Source organism: Moritella sp. 28, assembly GCF_018219435.1.
GTDB lineage: Bacteria > Pseudomonadota > Gammaproteobacteria > Enterobacterales > Moritellaceae > Moritella.
In genome coordinates, this window is sequence record NZ_CP056121.1 from 3,595,387 (window position 1) to 3,615,108 (window position 19,722).

The window sequence follows — 19,722 nt, forward strand, 5'->3', positions numbered from 1 at the left end:
ATGATGGACTTTAAGCATTAAGTAATCGAATACTTATAAAAAAACCGTCCACTTTAGCAGTGAACGGTTTCATTAGTCAGTGTTGTTTATAGCAACGAATCAACAGGGTTGATTAGAAGTATACACGAGCACCGATTGATACTGCTTCGTTAGAACCTTTAACTTGACTATCAAGATCTTTTGAAGTGAACTCAACATAAGTTTTAACGTCTTTAACGATTTCATAATCAGCACCAACTACGATGTCATGACCTTTATCGTCTTTAGCATTATTAGCTTGACCAACTTTTACGATGTCATACATAGCGTATACGCCAGCTTGACCTAATTGGTAATGAGCACCAAGACCGTATGCAGTAGTATCTATATCAGAAACTTCAACAGTTTGATACTGAACACCTACTGTTAATGCGTCAAGTGCGTATTGAGCACCAACAATTACAGAAGAGTTATCATATTTTTTAGCGCCAACTGTAGCTTGAACGTCGTTCTTCATAGTGTATGCAACACCTAGAGAAAGACCAGCAACGTCGTAAGTACCACCTAGAGCGTAAGTATCTTGGTCGATTAAACCAACAACGATAGATGCGCCACCGAATGTTTTAGTATATTCAAGTTGATCTTCAGTACCTGCACCAGCAGCACTTTCTTCATGGTAATAAGCACCGGCTTCATATGAGAAGTCGTTCATTACTAAGTCATCATTTAGACCAAGTTTTTTACCAAGAACAAGTTTACCGTATACGTCATGTTCGATACCAACAAAAGCATTGTTGATGTATAAAGTATCAACAGAATTAACGTCTTTATATTTAACTTCCATCTGGCCGAATGCTTTAACGCCTTCGTCTATTTCTTTAGATGCTTTAAGATCGAAACGTGAGCCAGCATCTTCAAAGTTAATATTGTCAGAATCTTCAACAACTGCGTGGCCACGGAAAGAACCGCCTAGAGAAACTGAAGTACCTTCGTTGTTATAAACTTCAGCAGCGTTTGCAGCGCCAGCTAATAAAATTGCAGTAGCAAGAATAGTCTTTTTCATTTTGAAATCCTTTATGATTTATAAGTTAACTCACTCATTACTTAAATCTCTCTCTGAGATGATTTTATCTGGTAATGATCGGTTAAACCAAGAGTTAATATACTCTAACAAGTAGCGAGTTAAACCAACAATTCATCTGATTAAGCCATTTGAATAAGATTTAACAACTACGCTTAAAACTTGATATGGATTATACTCACAATATATTTTTGAAAACTATAAGGAAAATCAACCGGAGATCAAAAACAAGATCACGGACACAGAAAAAGGTATGACTTCTAGAAATTTCTTGACAGCAGGAATTACAGCCGCTTCAAAGGAGAGCCGTTTTCAAGCTAAATGGTTAAAAAGAATACGTATCGCTGAGTTTACTATTCTAACTATTATATTCTATTCAATCTGTAACTATTCAGAACGATAAAACGCTCGAAAGTTCAACTTAATATGCAGATAATGATTTAGGGTTAGTTTCTAGAATAGGATAAAATAAAATTTCGGCAAGGTTAATTTATTTTTATCTATATATAGGCAGAGAAATTGAAGTCTAAAAGTACATAAAAAAATACCCCAGCAATGCTGAGGTATCTTATAAACGCATAATGACCTATGCAAGGTATAGATTGAGCGCTAAAAAGAACCGCTAACTACTTTTCAGCAGTAGGCTTCTTCTCTGCAGCAGGCTTCTTCTTCACCGCTTTCTTCTTCTCTTCTTCAACCCATTTACCATCAATATAATGCGCAGTCCAACCAGTAGCTTTCTTTTCTACCTCGGTCATTACATATTGTTCTTTGGTCTTACGGCTAAAGCGTACTATCGCTTTATTACCTGCAGGGTCTTGTGCAGGCGCATCTGCTAAGTAATAAAATTTCGATGAGATACGGTCTCTGAAGCGAACTAACTCTTCAATCAGCGGAGCACGTGTCTCACGAGATTTAGGGAAAGTATTCGCCGCTAAGAAGATTCCCGCAGCACCGTCACGTAGCACAAAGTAAGCATCCGATTTTTCACATTCCAATTCAGGAAGGAAAACAGGATCTTCTTTTGGCGGCGCAACTTCACCACTTTTCAGGATCTTACGGGTATTTTTGCATTCTTCGTTAGTACAGCCCATGTATTTGCCAAAACGGCCATTTTTAAGCTGCATATCAGACATACAACGGTCACACTCAACCACTGGGCCATCATAGCCTTTTAGCTTGAATTCACCTTTTTCGACTTCGTAGCCCGTACATTCTGGGTTATTACCACAAACGTGTAGTTTACGAGTTTCGTCGATCAGGTAGCTATCCATTGCAGTACTGCATTTGGGACAACGACGTTTTGCCATTAATGCTTCAGTTTCAGCGTCTTCATTGAGTAAATCAATCGCTTCTTCGCCTGATACAAGGTTAATGGTTTTCTTACAGCGTTCTTTTGGTGGCAAGTTATAACCCGCACAACCGAGAAATACACCTGTCGTGGCAGTACGGATACCCATCTCACGTTGGCATGTTGGACATTCGATATCCGTGATAACCATTTCGTTCGAGCGCATACCGCCTTCAGCCACTTCAGCACCAGCTGTGAGCAGCTGTTTCTTAAAGTCACCAAAGAATTCATTAAGTACATCAATCCAATTCAGCTTGCCTTCAGCAACACCATCAAGTTGAGACTCCATGCTTGCTGTGAAATCGAAGTTCATTAACTCTTCAAAACTTTCAGTCAGACGTTCAGTAACAATCTCACCCATTTTTTCAGCGAAGAAACGACGGTTTTCCACTTTTACATAACCACGATCTTGAATTGTCGAGATAATCGAAGCATATGTCGATGGACGACCAATACCACGTTTCTCTAATTCTTTAACCAATGACGCTTCATTAAAACGCGCAGGTGGCTTAGTGAAGTGTTGCAGAGGATCGACAGTAATCAGGTCTAGCGCTTCACCCACTTCAAGTACAGGTAAATTGCTTTCGTCTTCAGACTTCTTGCTCATTGGTGGTAACGCTTTAGTCCAACCAGGGAAACGCATAGTACGTCCCTTCGCGGTAAGCTGATACTCGCCAGCAGCAATCGTCAATTTTGTTGAATCGTATTGTGCAGGCATCATCTGACAAGCAACAAACTGACGCCAAATTAGTTCGTATAATTTTTTCGCGTCATCATCCATGCCTTTCAAATCGCCTGACATAACATTTACATCAGAAGGTCGGATCGCTTCATGGGCTTCTTGCGCGCCTTTTTTAGAGCCGTATAGATTCGGTTCTGCAGGTAAGTAATCTTTACCGTATTTTGTTTCAATGAAACCACGAGCACTTTCTACAGCGTCTTTACTCAAATTTGTTGAGTCAGTACGCATATAAGTAATGTAACCGCCTTCATATAAGCGCTGTGCCAGACCCATTGTACGTTTAACGCCATAGCTATGACGCGTACTTGCCGCCTGCTGTAGTGTTGACGTAATAAAAGGGGCTTTAGGCTTACTGCTTGTCGCTCTGTCATCGCGTTTTAATAACGAGTAACTTGCGTTTTGTAAGTCAGTAACCGCTTTGGTCGCTTGTGCTTCATTAACAGGTTTAAACGCTTCACCGGCATATTTAACCGCTTCAACACGTAATGGCTCACCCAGTGACGTCACTAAATCTGTATGGACATCCCAAAATTCTTCTGGAATGAATGCTTTAATGTCACGCTCTTTGTCTACGATTAAACGTACCGCTACCGACTGAACACGTCCAGCAGATAAACCACGCGCGATTTTTTGCCAAAGTAACGGCGATACCATATAGCCAACAACACGATCTAAGAAACGACGCGCTTGTTGTGCATTCACACAATCAATGTTCAATTCTGACGGTTGTTCAAATGCTTCTTGGATCGCTGTTTTCGTAATTTCGTTAAACGTTACACGTTGGAAACGTGAATCATCACCACCAATAATTTCCCGCAGGTGCCATGCAATAGCTTCCCCTTCGCGGTCCAAATCGGTTGCGAGATAGACAATATCTGCTTTTTCAGCAAGTTGTTGTAATTCAGCAACGACTTTTTCTTTACCAGGTAAAATCTGATACGTTGCTGCCCAGTCATTTTCTGGGTCTATTCCCATACGCGAATATAACGATTTTTTATCACGTTTTTCTTTAAATGCAGCTTTTGCTTCTGGCGTCATGCCTTTAGTTTGTTGCGCAAGCGTCGGTGCACCAGCTCGTTTTTTGGCTGCTCCACCACTTGTTGGTAAATCACGTACGTGTCCCACACTTGATTTAACAATGTAGTCTTTACCGAGATATTTATTAATGGTCTTCGCTTTTGCTGGCGATTCCACAATTACCAGAGATCTTCCCATACAGACGGATTCTTTTAATTTATGAATAATATGAAATTGATGAATACAATTGATAATTTATCGATTAAGGATAGTCAAAAAGCATCATCTTATATTTGTACTCTATTTATATATATACATTGAATACACTTATAGTAGTCAATAATTTTTTAATTATTTTTTTTATGTCTATATTTCATACTAAAACATTACATAAGCATAGCAATAACTACCTGACATAATAATTCACAAAAAACATAAAAATCAAACTAATAAACCACATACACTTGAAATATGTGGTTTATGTTTCAATGCACATTTACAGTTATGAACCTACAATTCTATAATTGTGGGTACTTACTTTGCTGTAAAAATTTATTTAGGCTTGTCGAAATAGCCAATGATGCCGCTTGGGCTAATTTTTCAGCCAGTTTTTTACGCACGACATATTTAACGATGTAAATTGTTTTCGACTTATTCGCTTTTAATAAGTAATCATCACTGGTTTGTAAGGTATCCACTAACCCACGTTCGTGTGCATGTGTACCGAACCAATGCTCACCTGTGGCTATTTTTTCAATATCCATGTCCGGTCGGTGAGCGCTCACAAAGTCTTTAAATAACACATGCGTTTCTTCAAGTTCTTGTTGGAACTTTTCACGTCCAGCGTCATCATTCTCGCCAAACATCGTTAACGTACGCTTGAACTCACCCGCTGTCAGTTGTTCGACATCAATTTTGTTCTTTTTCAATAGACGGTTAAAGTTCGGTATTTGTGCAACAACACCAATAGAACCAACGATTGCAAATGGTGCTGCAATAATATGATCAGCGATACATGCCATCATATAACCACCACTTGCCGCCACTTTATCAACCGCGATAGTTAGCTTAATATTAGCTTGTTTTAAACGTTCTAGCTGTGAGCTTGCAAGTCCATAACCATGCACAACACCACCACCACTTTCTAAGCGCACTAAGACTTCGTCATGCTCATTAGCAACAAACAAGATAGCAGTAATTTCTTCACGTAATGATGCGACTTCTTTAGCATCAATACCGGCGGTAAAATCAAGTACAAAAAGACGTGGTTCAATGTTTTCTTTTGTAACTGCATCTTTATCATTGGCTTTGTCTTTATGGGCCTTTTTAAATGCTTTTAATTCTGCTTTGTGTTTTTTCTTTTCTGCTTTGTGCTGTTCTTTTTCTAAAATTTTAGCTTCATCTTCAGGCACAAGATGTAACTGAAGTTCATCTTCTACGTCTTTAAATTGCTCTGATAAATTGGTGATCTCCAAACGTCCATTACTCTTTTTTTGCTTAGACGTAAGATTGATTATACTGACCACTACAAATAATAACGCTAAAACGAATGTTACCGTTTTTGCTAAAAAAATACCGTATTCACTTAAAAATTCCAAATCCTAATCCTCGGTCGGTTATATCGATTTTGCTCTTTATATCATTTACAACATCGCATCTACAAGCTTTGCAGGTTACAATATTGCCAGATAAATCGATATGGAACCAGAAAATGGATTATCAAGCAGAAAAAAACCTATTAGAAAACAAAACTATTTTAGTAACAGGTGCCGGTGACGGTATTGGTCGTCAAGCAGCTCTAACCTATGCAGCACATGGCGCGACAGTGATATTACTTGGTAAAACAGTCGCTAAACTTGAAGCTGTTTATGACGAAATTGAAGCACTTGGAGCACCAACGCCTGCGATTATTCCGCTTGATATGAAAGGTGCTACAGTTGAAAACTATAAAGACATGGCAGACACCATAGATACACAATTCGGTAAACTAGACGGTTTATTGAACAATGCGGGTCAATTAGGTGTGTTAGGTCCATTTCATCAAATCGATGAAAAGAGCTATGACGAAGTCATGCAGGTCAATGTTAAAGCACAATTGTTCATGACAAGTGCGTTATTACCTGTACTGAAAAAAGCGGACAAAGCATCTATTATTTTCACCTCATCAAGTGTGGGAGTCAAAGGGCGTGCTTACTGGGCTGAATATGCAATTTCAAAATTTGCGACCGAAGGCATGATGCAAACCCTTGCAGACGAGTTTGAAAATACCAGCATCCGCGCTAACTGCATTAACCCGGGTGCAACACGTACTGGTATGCGTGCAAAAGCCTTCCCAGGTGAAAATTCAAATACGCTTGTTACAGCAGAAGATATTATGCCGCTTTACCTTTATTTGATGGGTAATGACAGCGTCGCTGAAACAGGTCAGACCTTTAAAGCACAACCAAACAGATAATCGGTTAGCTGCATAAATGCCCAAATAATGCTGTTTTTCATTATTTGGGCATTGTGATCCTATTTATACCTTTGATTAGCGTCCTATCCTACAAAAAACTTGCTATCGCAAATAATTACTGCAATAACTAATACCTATACCCAAGTTACTTCAAGATGCTATATCAGAGACGTGCAGGGATAACAGAACAAGGCGCAATATGTAGAGAATGGTTATTCCATTTTCAAATATTGTAACGCTGTGCTGCTATTCCTGCTCGCCTCCCGTAGGGCAAGCCGAACGAAGGAATCTTCGGCGTTATGAAGTCTTGATTTAGAATAACGAAATCCTCGACTCCATGCCTTGAATATCCTCTCCTTTCGGTTTGCTGATTGCGCATCTTGAAGTAGCTTGGGTATATACTTCTCGATATAATTGAAAGACTTTGTTAATAAGGATATTAACCAGTGAAATTGAATTGTGATATGGGTGAAAGTTTCGGCCTTTGGCAACTAGGTATGGATGAAGCGGTGATGCCACATATTGATATGGCTAACATCGCTTGCGGTTTCCATGCTTCCGATCCCCTCATCATGCAGCAAACAGTGGCACTGGCTAAACACTATAATGTAGCCGTCGGCGCTCATCCTAGTTATCCTGATCTGGTTGGTTTTGGTCGTCGTCATATGCGCTGTACTTCTGATGAAATCCAAGCCTTTATATTGTATCAAGTTGGTGCCCTCGCCGCTTTCTGCAATCAGCAACATATCCCCTTAACTTATGTTAAACCTCACGGTGCACTCTATAACGACATGATGCAAGATGAAGTCATTCTCATTGCTATTTTAAAAGGAGTGGCTGCTTTTAGTCCCGATTTACCCCTGATGCTAATGGCACAAGCAGACAACAGTCGCAGTGAAACCCTTGCTGCACAATTTAATGTACCACTACTGTTTGAAGCATTTGCAGATCGTTGTTATACCGATGACGGATTATTACAGCCGAGAAATCTACCTGGGGCGGTATTTACCGAACACAGCCAAATTATTAACCAAGTAATACAGCTCGTGCAACACGGTCATGTGACAAGTAATAACGGCAATCTAATTAAGTTAAAAGTTGATACGCTTTGTGTACATGGCGATAACGCCCAATCCATCGAAGCCATCGCACAAATAAAGTTAGCACTTACAGAAAACAAGGAGTGAGGTATGCAATATCAGCTCGATATGATCGGTTATGATGCAATTCTTATTCACTTTACCGATGCAGATAATACTCAACTATTACCTGTGATCTACACCCTAAATCAACAACTAAAAAGTGCCCCAGATTTAAGCACAGTGATTATTGATATTATCCCTTCATATCAAACATTACTTGTCAGCTTTAATATACTCAATATGGAACAGCATCAGCTGGCAGATAAACTTCACGCTTATGTTAAGCGACTATTAAATACAGCATCACCAAAATCTAATCATGCCTCTCCCAGTACCGTTAATTTAATCACGATCCCTGTTTGTTACCACGAAAGTCTTGCGCCAGATCTTGAATCCTTATCGCAATACTCAGCACTGAGTATCAATGACATTATCCAGATCCATTCTTCTACTATATATAGCTGCTATGCAATTGGTTTTATGCCTAACTTTGCCTATTTGGGTGATGTTGATAAACGAATACAGATACCAAGGCATGCCAAGCCAAAAGGCCAAGTCGCTGCGGGTAGTCTAGGTATTGCAGATAACCAAACTGCTATTTATCCTAAATCGAGTCCTGGTGGTTGGCAAATTATAGGTCAGAGCCCTGCAGCAGTGAATACATTATCTGTTGGCTGCCAAGTCAAGTTTAGTGCGATCTCACTGGATGAATTTAATCGTTACGACCAAAAGGCTGACGCATAATGAATATTACTCCTGCATTCGACGTTATCAAACCAGGCGTTCATACTTTAATTCAAGATCTTGGGCGTTTTGGATATCAACATTTAGGTATCACGCCCGGTGGTCCAGCCGATCTTCATGCTTATCTATGGGCAAATAAGATACTCGGCAATGATAGTAATATGGCCATTCTTGAAATACATTATGGATTAATGACATTACGTGTATTAACGGATACAAAAATTGCGATTTGCGGTGCCGAGTTTGGGGTGAATATTAATGATAAACCCGCTTTTAATTGGCAAACACATAACGTTAAAACAGGTGACATTATTCAGTATGGTGGAGCAAGAACGGGGAAATGTGGCTATCTGGCTATTGTCGGTGGTCTGCAAACAGAGATGAGTCACCATAGTCGAAGTACCGTCATACGTGATGAACTAAGTGAAATAACGAGTTCATCATTATATGAGGGACAGCGCTTACCTGTAACAGCCCAAACCCCAGCACAATCACAAGAACAACGCGCGGTTCCTCGACATTATATTCCAAATTACTCTGCGCCATTAACCCTCGGGTTATTACCTTGTTATCAATGGCCGCTACTCACTTCAAAACAACAACAGCAACTACTCACCAATAAATATCAAATAAGTCCGCAAGCCAATCGTATGGGCTATCAACTAATAGGTAACATGATTGCCGATTTACCAGCAACATTGACGTCAGAAGGCATCGCATTAGGCAGTGTACAACTCCCTGCTGATGGACAGCCAATTGTTCTACTTCAAGACAGGCAAACGATTGGTGGATACCCGAAAGCAGGTATTATTTCGGCTTTAGATTGCAGTCAGTTATCGCAACGCCAACAGGGGGATGAAATATCTTTCAAACTCGAAAACCCTCTTATTTCACGCTATAAAATGCAAGCTTTCAAACATTTTTTCGACTTTTAATTATGGATAAAACCATTTTAATAATAAAAAAGTCTATAAAGTGAACATAAAACAGACAATCTATTCAGTGATGAACTTCACGTATTTCACCATAAGTAAAAATAATTGCGTTATGTTATGAAGATTTAACAAAATATAATATCAGTCAAAAAATGTACTTTTCAAATTTACAAATACGTATTTTTATAAAAATAAACCCATCTTAAAGCCCAGTGTGTACTAGAATTTAGCTTAAATTCGCACAAAACAAGTGGATGTTTACTTTTTGTTAACCCCGTGTCACAAAGTATGGTTCAAACAGATAATGATGGGTTATTTTGCTGTATCATAAGTATTGCATTATTTATTTTTGCTGATTAAATACACCCACTTGAATTTACGGATTTAATTTCATGGTTATGAAATGCCCTGAAGTAAACAAGCGACTAATGACTAATAAAAAGGAACACAACATGTCTATTACAAAAACAATTGCAAAATCACTTGCTGTAGCAAGTTTAACACTGGCAGCTGCTGCGCCAAGTATCGCAACAGCGAAAACAAGTGACTTTATTACAATCGGTACTGGTGGTGTTACAGGTGTTTACTACCCTGCCGGTGGTGCAATTTGTAAATTTGTAAACCGCAACCGTAAAGAGCACAACATTCGTTGCTCAGTAGAAAGTACTGGTGGTTCAGCTTATAACATCAACACGATGCGTGCAGGTGAACTTGATTTCGGTGTAGCACAGTCTGATCAACAATATTATGCTTACAAAGGCTTAAACCAATACAAAAATCAAGGTGCTTACACTGACCTACGCTCAGTATTCTCACTACACGCTGAAGCACTAACAATTGTAGCTCGTAAAGATTCAGGCATTAAAAACTTTAAAGACCTTAAAGGTAAGCGTGTAAACGTGGGTAACCCTGGTTCAGGTCAACGCAGCACAATGGACGTTGTAATGAAAGCTTACAACTGGGATAACAGTGCGTTCTCACTAACATCTGAACTAAAAGCGAACGAACAATCTCAAGCACTTTGTGATAACAAAATCGACGCTTTTGTATTCTTCGCAGGTTTCCCTAACGGTTCAATTAAAGAAGCAACAACAACGTGTGACGCTGTGATTGTAACGGTTAACGATGCAACAGTAGAAAAACTCGTTGCTGATAACCCTTACTACAGCCAAGTTGTGATCCCTGGTGGCACTTACACTGGTACACCAAAAGACACTGTAACATTTGGTGCGCGTGCAACAATCGTTACCCCAAAATCAATGTCTGACAAGATCGTATATGAAGTAACGAAAGCTGTATTCGAAAACTTCAATACATTTAAGCGTCTACACCCATCATTTGCATCGCTAACAAAAGAAGATATGGCGAATGCAGCACTTAGTGCACCGATTCACCCTGGCGCATTAAAATACTACAAAGAAGTTGGCCTAAAATAAGTCGACTTTTCATTATAAAAATTAAGGGGACATTGTCCCCTTAATTTTTCAAGAAAATTACATTACCTATATATCATTATTTAATTTTTACTACTCTTACTCAAGTTACTGACTATTCTTACACTACGGATTAGTGAAGCAATAAGCAGTACAACCTTTCTGAAATTAAGAGTTCAGTAATTATTAATTACTCTACTAACGAATAACCGAGCCACTTCTTGTGATAAAAATATCGCAGAATGATGGAGGACAAATGTCTAAAACAGAAAATCAAACCACTAGCATGGATGCTGAACTGCAGGAAATGCTTGCACAATCAGATACTGGTGCGCGCGATCCCAAAGGTATTGCTAAAAAAATATTGTTAATTGTGCCATTTATTTGGGCGCTATTTCAATTATGGTATGCCTCTCCTCTGCCGTTCGTTTTAAATTTTGGTATTATTAACGATACTGAAGCTCGTTCTATTCATTTAGCTTTTGCTATATTTCTAGCATTTACTGCTTACCCTGCAATGAAATCGTCACCGCGTGACCATGTGCCGTTGACCGATTGGATTTTTGCATTCGCTGGCGCTTTCAGTGCTGGTTATTTATTCCTATTTTATAATGAATTAGCCGATCGTGCTGGTGCACCCACTACCTTTGATACTGCAGTTGCAGTAACAGGTATGTTATTACTGCTTGAAGCTACACGTCGTTCATTAGGTCCACCACTGATGATCGTGGCAATAGTATTTTTGACTTATACCTTTGCCGGTCCTTATATGCCAGACATTATTGCCCACAAAGGGGCGAGCTTAACAAAAACAATGTCTCATCAGTGGCTAACAACCGAAGGTGTATTTGGTGTTGCGGTTGGTGTATCAACATCATTTGTATTCTTATTTGTGCTATTCGGTTCACTATTAGATAAAGCGGGTGCCGGTAACTATTTTATTAAAGTTGCATTCTCGCTGCTTGGTCATATGCGTGGCGGTCCAGCAAAAGCAGCCGTGGTTGCATCTGGTTTAAGTGGCTTAGTGTCTGGTTCATCCATTGCGAACGTGGTGACAACAGGTACATTCACGATCCCGCTAATGAAACGCGTTGGCTTCCCTGCAACCAAAGCTGGTGCAGTAGAAGTAGCAGCATCAACAAATGGTCAGCTAACACCACCGATTATGGGTGCAGCTGCATTCTTGATGGTTGAGTACGTTGGTATTCCTTATATTGAAGTAATTAAGGCTGCTATTTTACCCGCGCTTATTTCTTACGTTGCATTAATCTACATCGTGCATTTAGAAGCGTGTAAAGCGGGAATGGAAGGTTTACCACGTCGACACAAGCCGACATTAGCACAAAGTTTATTCTCGTTTATGTCTGTCTTGGTGCTAATTCTAGTCCTTAGCTTTGCTGTTTATTATGGTATAGGTTGGACTAAAGATGTATTTGGTGCAGGCGCAACTTGGATTGTAGGTATCGCGACTGTTGCGATTTATGTCGCGTTAATTAAATACTCAACAAAATTCCCTGAGCTAAGCATTGATGATCCAGACAGTGAGCTACTCGAGTTACCAGAACCAGGACCAACAGCAAAAGCAGGTTTATACTTCCTACTACCAATTGTTGTATTAGTTTGGTGTTTAACCGTTGAACGTTTCTCTCCAGGCCTATCGGCATTTTGGGCAACGATATTTATGATCTTCATTGTGATCACACAGCGCCCATTACAGGCTTACTTTAAACAAAGCCAACCAATATCAGATGCAGTTAAAACAGGTTTTGTTGAACTGTTTGATGGCATGGTAACAGGTTCTCGTAACATGATCGGTATCGGTGTAGCGACAGCTGCAGCAGGTATTGTTGTTGGGACAGTAACGCTAACCGGTATTGGTCTAGTGATGACTGAGTTTGTTGAGTTCATCTCAGGTGGTAACATCATGCTGATGCTGGGCTTTACTGCACTCATTAGTTTAATCTTAGGTATGGGTTTACCGACAACAGCAAACTACATCGTTGTTTCAACATTGATGGCACCTGTTATTGTTGAACTAGGTGCTCAAAATGGCTTGATCGTACCGTTAATCGCAGTGCATTTATTTGTGTTCTACTTTGGTATTCTGGCCGATGATACTCCGCCAGTAGGCCTCGCGGCTTTCGCAGCTGCAGCCATTGCAAAAGCAGATCCGATTAAAACCGGTATCCAAGGTTTCATGTACGATATCCGTACCGCGATCTTACCTTTTATGTTTATCTTTAATACCCAGTTATTATTGATTGGTGTGGATTCTGTGCCTCACTTACTACTGACAATTTTCTCGGCCACGACGGCAATGTTGGTATTCTCTGCGGCAACCCAAGGTTACTGGTTAACAAAGTCGAAATGGTATGAAACAATCGGGTTATTATTAATCACGTTTACACTGTTCCGCCCAGGCTTCTGGTGGGATATGGTATATCCACCAATTGAAGAAGTAAGTCCACAGCACATTGAGCAAGTGCTTGCTGATTTACCAAACGGTGGTGATATACGCTTACGTGTTGAAGGTGAAACCTTGGACGGCGCATTCCAAACTAAGATTGTACAGCTACCTTTTGCTGAAGATGCTATCACTGGTGCTGAACGCCTATTGAGTACAGGTTTAGAATTACGCTTTGAAGACGAAAAAACGATTGTTGATATGGTCGGTTTTGGTTCTCCAGCCGAAAAATCAGGTATTGATTTTGACTGGAATATCCTAGCAGTGGAACGTCCGTTAGAACGCCCTGCAAAAGAGTTCCTGTTTATCCCAGCATTACTGCTACTTGCAGGTATTGCTGTTGGTCAACGTCGCCGTATTGCTAACAGCAAATAAGCATTATCGGCCTCGAAACATATATATGCAGTGTACTTAAGTACACTGCATATATCCAAATCACTTTAAATAAGTAATTTATTATGTATAAAGTAATCTTACTACCCGTGGACCTTAACGAAGAAGGTTTTAGTCACGTTGCTGCTGAACACGCCTGCACACTTGCAAAAATTTCTGGCGCAACAATCCATTTATTAAATGTATTACCAACGTCTCAACTACCTATGGTCTCGGCGCACTTCCCTGCGTCGGTTTTACAAGAGATCCGTAAATCTGCACATTCTGCATTACAAGATTTTGCAAAAAAGCATATTGATAGTGGTATTCCAACACAAATACATATGATGGAAGGCAAACCTTCCAAAGAGATTATCAAGGCAGCAAATAAATACGACGCTGATTTAATCGTGATGCCAAGCCACAAACGCGCTAAATTAGAGCTTGCCGTTATTGGTTCAGTAGCAGCAAGAGTTGTAAGTTCAGCATCAATGAGTGTAATGGTTGTTAAACCACAATAAGATGTTTTTGAACAGTGTTATTCACTGTTCAAATATCAAAAATCGATATGTTTATCTGTCATTATTTTTGATAATATGCCTTCTAATTCTTTAACTTCCCCTCTTTTTTCGTTATTATTGCGTAATAAATCTTTGCTATTTCACTGAAGATGAAAAAGGATATTCATGTCAGTCTCCGTACTAATCTGTGATGATTCAAACCTAGCACGTAAACAAATGGCCAGAACACTGCCTCCTTATTGGGATGTGGATGTGAGTTTTTCATCTAACGGTGCCGAAGGTATTGATGCAATCAAGGCTGGTAAAGGTAGCATCGTATTTCTCGATCTTAATATGCCAGTGATGGATGGTTATCAAGTTTTAGAAGCCATTCAAAAAGAGCAACTTAATGCGCTTGTGATTGTAGTATCGGGTGATATTCAAGCTGAAGCACACCAACGCGTAATGGCATTAGGTGCACTTGCTTTTATCAAAAAACCGGTAACAAGTCAGCAAATAGAAACAATCCTTATTAATTATGGTATTGTCGAAAAAGATGAATTATCTCAAACTGAAGCACGATTAATTGCCCAACAATTAGCTGAAAAAAGACAGCAAGATTTAATACAATCAATTCCGGACACCTTACCTACATTAAGTAATGAGCTAGAGTTACCCGCTGAATTCCGTGATGCACTGCAAGAAGTCGCCAATGTAGCAATGGGCCAAGCAGCCGATTTGTTAGCGCGTTTACTTGATGTATTTGTGCTATTACCCGTGCCGAATGTAAATGTCTTTGAAGCCAGTGAATTAACCATGGCATTATCAGCCGCATCCGAACAGGCATCTATTTCAACAGTGTGCCAAGGCTTCATTTGTTCAGGTATTTCTGGTGAAGCACTACTGCTATTCCATGATTCAAGCTTCGATGACATGGCTAAATTAATGGGTATTGAGCACGAAAATTCAAACTTCCAAGAGAAAGAAATTCTCATGGATACAGCAAATATCCTTATCGGTGCATTTTTGCAAGGGTTTAGCCAACAATTGAATGTTAGCTTTAGTCAGGGCCACCCTTCTGTTCTGGGTCAGCACAGCACAGTACAAGAGATGATTAACGCCAATAACTTCCGTAAACAAAAGACGGTCGCTATTGAAATCAATTATCAAATTGAGCACCATAATGTGCAATGTGATCTGTTATTACTCTTTACTGAAAAGTCACTACCAAGTTTACTTAATAGTCTTTCTTACCTCATCGATTAATTTATTGTGTTTTGATGATTTATCAAACTACAGACCAATCAAATAACAAGACAGTTACAAGGAATTGTTAACATGGATAATCAACATTCATTGCATGAGTTTCATTGGATCATGGATATGGTACAAACCATTGATGCTGGTCTTGTAGTACTAGATAAAGACTTTAAAGTTCAACTTTGGAATGGCTTTATGAGTAATCACAGCGGGTTAAGCTCAAGGACTGTACAAGACTCAAACCTATTCTCGCATTTTCCCGAGTTACCTGAATCATGGTTACGGAGTAAAATTGAATCCGTATTTTTATTAAAAAACAACGCATTCACCAGTTGGGAACAACGCCCTTATATTTTCCGTTTTAATAACTATCGCCCAGTGACTGGTATTTCTGAATTTATGTTTCAGAATATGACAATCATACCGCTAGCATCCCTCACAGGTGAAGTGACACACGTAAGCTTGATTATTTATGATGTAACCGATATTGCGATTAACCGTTTACAACTCGATAAAGCAAATGAAAAGCTGGCACACCTAAGTCAAACTGATGCCCTAACCCTGTTAAATAATCGTCATCATTGGAACAGCCTGATTGATCACGAATTTAAGCGTGTTAAACGCTACGAACAAGTATCAACATTAATGATGTTAGACATTGATCATTTTAAAAATGTGAATGATACCTATGGCCATGTTGCTGGTGATAAGGTTATTGCAGCCGTGTCTAAAGTGATGCGAGATAATGTTAGAGAAACTGATTTTGCTGCGCGATATGGCGGTGAAGAATTTGCAATTTGTTTGACTAACACATCCGCAATAAATGCTGTGATATTAGCAGATCGCCTTCGTAAAGCGATTGAGGAAATTTCCATCATAGATGATGGTAACACGATTAAAGTAACCATTTCGATTGGTATGGCTGAATTTACCGCTACTACAGACGCTGTTGATACATGGACGAAGAATGCCGACAGCGCATTGTATCAAAGTAAAGAAAATGGACGAAACCAGTACTCTATATTTAAACTTTAAGCTAAAAACGAAAAAGGTACAGCGCAATGCTATACCTTTTATATTTATCATTCTTACATTTCAGCTAAGGCCATTTATTCTGCCGAAACTTGCTCTTCCTGAGCCTTTCCTGCTTGCTGATTACTCTCTTCCTTCTGAATAACCTCTGCTTCTAAAGCCATTTTTTCACGTTCGGCTTTAGAAATATAACGAGGTTTATTAGAATGAGGAGCCAATTTAGCATTCGCTTTTTTAGCTTTTTTCTTTAATGTCGAAACAACTTTTTTCTTTCTATTCATGATTTAATCTTATTACTTGTCTTCAGCTCGATATTTTACTTGCATACCTGCAAGGAAGTTACGTAATACTTGATCTTTACATTCACGGAAGTGTTTGTGATCAGGTTTACGGAAAAATGCACTTAGTTCGTGTTTACCTAAACGGAATTCAGCAAGTTCTAATAATTCAAGAACATCTTCATTCTTAAGATCTAAAGCAATTTTTAACTTACGTAAAATAATGTTGTTATTAATCGCGTGTTCAGGCTCAGGTTGTGGGCCGTCTTTTTTACCGCGTTTAGCATTAATTAAACCATTCAAAAAAGTCGCCATCTGTGTGTCATTACAACGCACATATGCAGGATCGTCATCTTTTTTTAACCAATCACTGATTTCACCACGTGTAACATCAGCTTCAGCTTGTTTAAACAAAGCAATCATTTTGTCGTCACTGAAATTAAAAGTGTAGCGAATACGGCGTAAAATATCGTTATTGGTCATTAATTAGTCCTAATAAGGCTAGCGTGATGTCGTTATGACTCACAATTTTAGTTATGGCGCACAGTATAGCAGATAACCGAGGATTGATAACATGCAAGTTTATCCTCGGGACCAATAACATTATATCTCGACATCAATAACATTATTCTATACCAACTGCGTTACAACTAACCTTTTTAAGGATCCAGTAACCACTGTCTAATTTTTCTATAAACATCTGGATGATATAGCAAATCCATGTGATTCATATCGCGTCCAATCCACTGATGGTGTTCAGGAAACGTAAGATGAAGTAAATCATCATTATGTCGACCTAACGCACTATCAACATTAACTAAACCATCACCAATTAAACCATCACCAACAACAGTTGACTCTTTGCTTTTTACAGCGGCAAGCGTATAGCAATGCACACCATTAGGTAGGGCTAAGGAGCCTCTATTATCCATTGTATAGCTAAAGCGATCTTTACCTTGCCAATCTTCATCAATAATCGAACCATAACGTAAGTCAGTGATCCCTGCGCTACGGATTTTCCCTAACTTAGCAAATGGCTTGCTGTACGGATTTGAGCCAAGTAATACATCAATCAAATTACCGCCCTTTTCAAGCGCAGCACCATGATGCGGTGTACCTAAAAACACCATTTTATTCACTTGTTCTAACCAAGTATGTTTTGCTTTTTCGCCATAGTAAAAAGCACTGCGAGACACTAAGCCACCCATACTATGAGCAAGAATAGATAATGATAAAGGTTGTGGAGATAAACCAACTAAATATTCCAACAGCGAGGATAAATCACGACCATTTTCCGAGATATGTCGACCTGTATTATAATGTAAATAAATAGGCTCGTAACCAAGATCTCGGGCTAATTCAACACCATGATCATGCTCATCAACTTGCCACTGTAAATCGTTCATACACAGCCCATGTACCATCAACAATATCTTGCCGTTAGATTTCTCAATCAAATTGCGTAAAGCCACATCAGATAATGGTTTACCGTCACGCCTAAATTGCATAATCACAGCCAAAGGATTTTCACGTTCGAGTAAATAATCCCCCAATACACCATTAAGCATAGAAATCGCAACTTCACGGTTTAGCGACGATTCATGCTGTCCAAGTGCCGAGCCTAATTGAGATAAAGAAAAATCTATTTTGTCACCGACGAATGCGGTTACCGTTCGAATGTTACGATAAACAAATCCCGTAACCCCCCGCGTTCTTGGCTGTGTATCTTGCTTATTAAGGCCCAAACTTAAAATTGTGTAATGGAGCGCTTCCACGATATCAGTTAAACCTGTTACTGCATCAACCGCAAGCTGATTAATACCGCGCATATCATTTGCGCGATCCGAGGGCGACGCTTTGATTTCTAACTTTTTTGTTTTTATGCGTGTGTTAAACATACAGTACCTTTTTCTATTTTTCGTTAGGGACGAATTAAGATCTTGACTCTGTTTTAACGCTAAATACTTGAATACACAATCTAGGTTTTGCTGGCGTTCGCTTGACGTTGCAATAATAAGGTCGCAGAAGCTGACAACAAAATACCGGGAATAACTTGTAAACTAATGCTTTGTCCATTCACCAATAGCGATAACAAAGCAACTACGGCAGGGTTCATATAGATGTATGCCATTACCCGTGTAGGTCCCAATGCGACCGTTGTTTTCTGATATAAGTATACTGTCATGAGTGTGGCACCCACGACCAAATATGCCATGTAAAATACAGATTCGCCTTGGATCAAATGCCATTCTAATGGTAGTCCAGATAACCACAGAGCCAGCCCCATCCAGATGCAACCGCCAAGTAACGTACTGAATACCATAACAATTAGCTCATCTCCTCGATAAAGACGTTTCATCGAAATAGAGTAACAACACATGGAAAAACAACCCGCAATAAATAACAGATCACCACTATTTAAAGAGAAATTGACCAATCGAGACAAGTCACCGCCAAAAATAACCCAGCAAGTCCCCAAGGCGCCAAGTAAATAAATCATCAACTGCTTAACTTTGATTTTATCTTTAAATACCAGCACACACAGCATCGCAGTTATAAATGGCACTAAAGTATATAAAGTCCCCGTATTTAACGCTGTCGTTATTTTTAATGCTTCAAACTGGAAAATAAAGAACACGGAATAAAATAAACTAATCACCATCGACCGCGGTAAAGTCCGCAATACCTTATCACGCCATTTTTTAGTCACCAGAATAAACGGTAACAATAGGCTAACCGCGCCAGTAAATCGTAATAAGGTGAGAGAGAATGGATTTACAAGACCAGCAAGATTTGCCGATGCCAGAAATGATCCTGCTACCAATGTAGTAGCAAGCATGACAAGGAGGTGAAATTTTATATTGGATTGTGCCAAGCCTAAACCTTAATGAATGGTATTTTCGGCAAGATTAGCACGCAAGTAATACTAACTCCAAT

General features: G+C 39.3%; 16 protein-coding genes. 9 read left to right on the forward strand and 7 right to left on the reverse strand.

Annotation, left to right across the window (positions count from 1 at the left end; all coding sequences use genetic code 11):
- Positions 1 to 112: 112 nt before the first annotated feature.
- The 3 genes from HWV02_RS15855 to sohB form a co-directional block, all read right to left on the reverse strand.
- Positions 113 to 1,042 carry a porin gene (locus HWV02_RS15855; RefSeq protein WP_211688663.1) on the reverse strand — a complete coding sequence of 310 codons (930 nt, stop codon included), beginning with the start codon at positions 1,040 to 1,042 and terminating at the stop codon, positions 113 to 115.
- A gap of 644 nt (positions 1,043 to 1,686) precedes the next feature.
- Entirely contained in the window at positions 1,687 to 4,368 is a 2,682-nt protein-coding gene (topA, locus tag HWV02_RS15860) for a type I DNA topoisomerase (RefSeq protein WP_211688666.1), read from the reverse strand.
- Between the two features lie 320 nt (positions 4,369 to 4,688).
- On the reverse strand, positions 4,689 to 5,768 hold the full coding sequence (gene sohB / locus HWV02_RS15865) for a protease SohB (protein ID WP_211688668.1): 1,080 nt from the start codon (positions 5,766 to 5,768) through the stop codon (positions 4,689 to 4,691).
- Positions 5,769 to 5,881: 113 nt separating this feature from the next.
- On the opposite strand from sohB, the gene HWV02_RS15870 reads away from it, so the two are divergent.
- From HWV02_RS15870 to HWV02_RS15910, 9 genes are all read left to right on the forward strand, one after another.
- A complete protein-coding gene (locus HWV02_RS15870) occupies positions 5,882 to 6,625 on the forward strand; it encodes a YciK family oxidoreductase (RefSeq protein WP_211672385.1) in 744 nt (247 codons plus the stop codon).
- A gap of 446 nt (positions 6,626 to 7,071) precedes the next feature.
- Positions 7,072 to 7,812, forward strand: coding sequence for a 5-oxoprolinase subunit PxpA (locus HWV02_RS15875; RefSeq protein ID WP_211676733.1), 741 nt, complete (start codon positions 7,072 to 7,074; stop codon positions 7,810 to 7,812).
- Between the two features lie 3 nt (positions 7,813 to 7,815).
- Positions 7,816 to 8,511: an allophanate hydrolase subunit 1 gene (locus HWV02_RS15880; RefSeq protein WP_211676734.1), complete on the forward strand. Its 696-nt coding sequence runs from the start codon at positions 7,816 to 7,818 to the stop codon at positions 8,509 to 8,511.
- Positions 8,511 to 9,446 (forward strand): biotin-dependent carboxyltransferase family protein, encoded by a 936-nt coding sequence (locus tag HWV02_RS15885; protein ID WP_211688670.1) that lies wholly within the window; start codon positions 8,511 to 8,513, stop codon positions 9,444 to 9,446. Before HWV02_RS15880 ends, HWV02_RS15885 begins: the two co-directional genes overlap by 1 nt.
- A gap of 452 nt (positions 9,447 to 9,898) precedes the next feature.
- Positions 9,899 to 10,882: a TAXI family TRAP transporter solute-binding subunit gene (locus tag HWV02_RS15890; protein WP_211676736.1), complete on the forward strand. Its 984-nt coding sequence runs from the start codon at positions 9,899 to 9,901 to the stop codon at positions 10,880 to 10,882.
- A 253-nt stretch (positions 10,883 to 11,135) separates the two neighbouring features.
- Entirely contained in the window at positions 11,136 to 13,718 is a 2,583-nt protein-coding gene (locus HWV02_RS15895; RefSeq protein WP_211676737.1) for a TRAP transporter permease, read from the forward strand.
- 83 nt (positions 13,719 to 13,801) lie between these two features.
- Positions 13,802 to 14,236, forward strand: a complete 435-nt coding sequence (locus tag HWV02_RS15900) for a universal stress protein (protein ID WP_211676738.1) — start codon at positions 13,802 to 13,804, stop codon at positions 14,234 to 14,236.
- 165 nt (positions 14,237 to 14,401) lie between these two features.
- Entirely contained in the window at positions 14,402 to 15,481 is a 1,080-nt protein-coding gene (locus HWV02_RS15905) for a response regulator (protein WP_211676739.1), read from the forward strand.
- 72 nt (positions 15,482 to 15,553) lie between these two features.
- On the forward strand, positions 15,554 to 16,510 hold the full coding sequence (locus HWV02_RS15910; RefSeq protein WP_211676740.1) for a GGDEF domain-containing protein: 957 nt from the start codon (positions 15,554 to 15,556) through the stop codon (positions 16,508 to 16,510).
- Between the two features lie 74 nt (positions 16,511 to 16,584).
- On the opposite strand, the gene HWV02_RS15915 is transcribed toward HWV02_RS15910, so the two are convergent.
- The 4 genes from HWV02_RS15915 to HWV02_RS15930 form a co-directional block, all read right to left on the reverse strand.
- Positions 16,585 to 16,788: a DUF2986 domain-containing protein gene (locus HWV02_RS15915; RefSeq protein ID WP_211676741.1), complete on the reverse strand. Its 204-nt coding sequence runs from the start codon at positions 16,786 to 16,788 to the stop codon at positions 16,585 to 16,587.
- A 12-nt stretch (positions 16,789 to 16,800) separates the two neighbouring features.
- Positions 16,801 to 17,268, reverse strand: coding sequence for a DUF1456 family protein (locus HWV02_RS15920; protein ID WP_211672395.1), 468 nt, complete (start codon positions 17,266 to 17,268; stop codon positions 16,801 to 16,803).
- 176 nt (positions 17,269 to 17,444) lie between these two features.
- Positions 17,445 to 18,683: a hypothetical protein gene (locus HWV02_RS15925; RefSeq protein WP_211676742.1), complete on the reverse strand. Its 1,239-nt coding sequence runs from the start codon at positions 18,681 to 18,683 to the stop codon at positions 17,445 to 17,447.
- Between the two features lie 80 nt (positions 18,684 to 18,763).
- The gene (locus HWV02_RS15930; RefSeq protein WP_211688672.1) at positions 18,764 to 19,660 is read right to left on the reverse strand and encodes a DMT family transporter; all 897 of its coding nucleotides are present in this window, start codon (positions 19,658 to 19,660) and stop codon (positions 18,764 to 18,766) included.
- Positions 19,661 to 19,722 lie beyond the last annotated feature (62 nt).

Bases quoted from the DNA above. Each gene is read 5' to 3' on its own strand.
- HWV02_RS15855 (WP_211688663.1), bottom strand. From the start codon at position 1,042: ATGAAAAAGACTATTCTTGCTACTGCAATTTTATTAGCTGGCGCTGCA.
- topA (WP_211688666.1), bottom strand. From the start codon at position 4,368: ATGGGAAGATCTCTGGTAATTGTGGAATCGCCAGCAAAAGCGAAGACC.
- HWV02_RS15870 (WP_211672385.1), top strand. From the start codon at position 5,882: ATGGATTATCAAGCAGAAAAAAACCTATTAGAAAACAAAACTATTTTA.
- HWV02_RS15880 (WP_211676734.1), top strand. From the start codon at position 7,816: ATGCAATATCAGCTCGATATGATCGGTTATGATGCAATTCTTATTCAC.
- HWV02_RS15885 (WP_211688670.1), top strand. From the start codon at position 8,511: ATGAATATTACTCCTGCATTCGACGTTATCAAACCAGGCGTTCATACT.
- HWV02_RS15890 (WP_211676736.1), top strand. From the start codon at position 9,899: ATGTCTATTACAAAAACAATTGCAAAATCACTTGCTGTAGCAAGTTTA.
- HWV02_RS15895 (WP_211676737.1), top strand. From the start codon at position 11,136: ATGTCTAAAACAGAAAATCAAACCACTAGCATGGATGCTGAACTGCAG.
- HWV02_RS15900 (WP_211676738.1), top strand. From the start codon at position 13,802: ATGTATAAAGTAATCTTACTACCCGTGGACCTTAACGAAGAAGGTTTT.
- HWV02_RS15905 (WP_211676739.1), top strand. From the start codon at position 14,402: ATGTCAGTCTCCGTACTAATCTGTGATGATTCAAACCTAGCACGTAAA.
- HWV02_RS15910 (WP_211676740.1), top strand. From the start codon at position 15,554: ATGGATAATCAACATTCATTGCATGAGTTTCATTGGATCATGGATATG.
- HWV02_RS15915 (WP_211676741.1), bottom strand. From the start codon at position 16,788: ATGAATAGAAAGAAAAAAGTTGTTTCGACATTAAAGAAAAAAGCTAAA.
- HWV02_RS15920 (WP_211672395.1), bottom strand. From the start codon at position 17,268: ATGACCAATAACGATATTTTACGCCGTATTCGCTACACTTTTAATTTC.
- HWV02_RS15925 (WP_211676742.1), bottom strand. From the start codon at position 18,683: ATGTTTAACACACGCATAAAAACAAAAAAGTTAGAAATCAAAGCGTCG.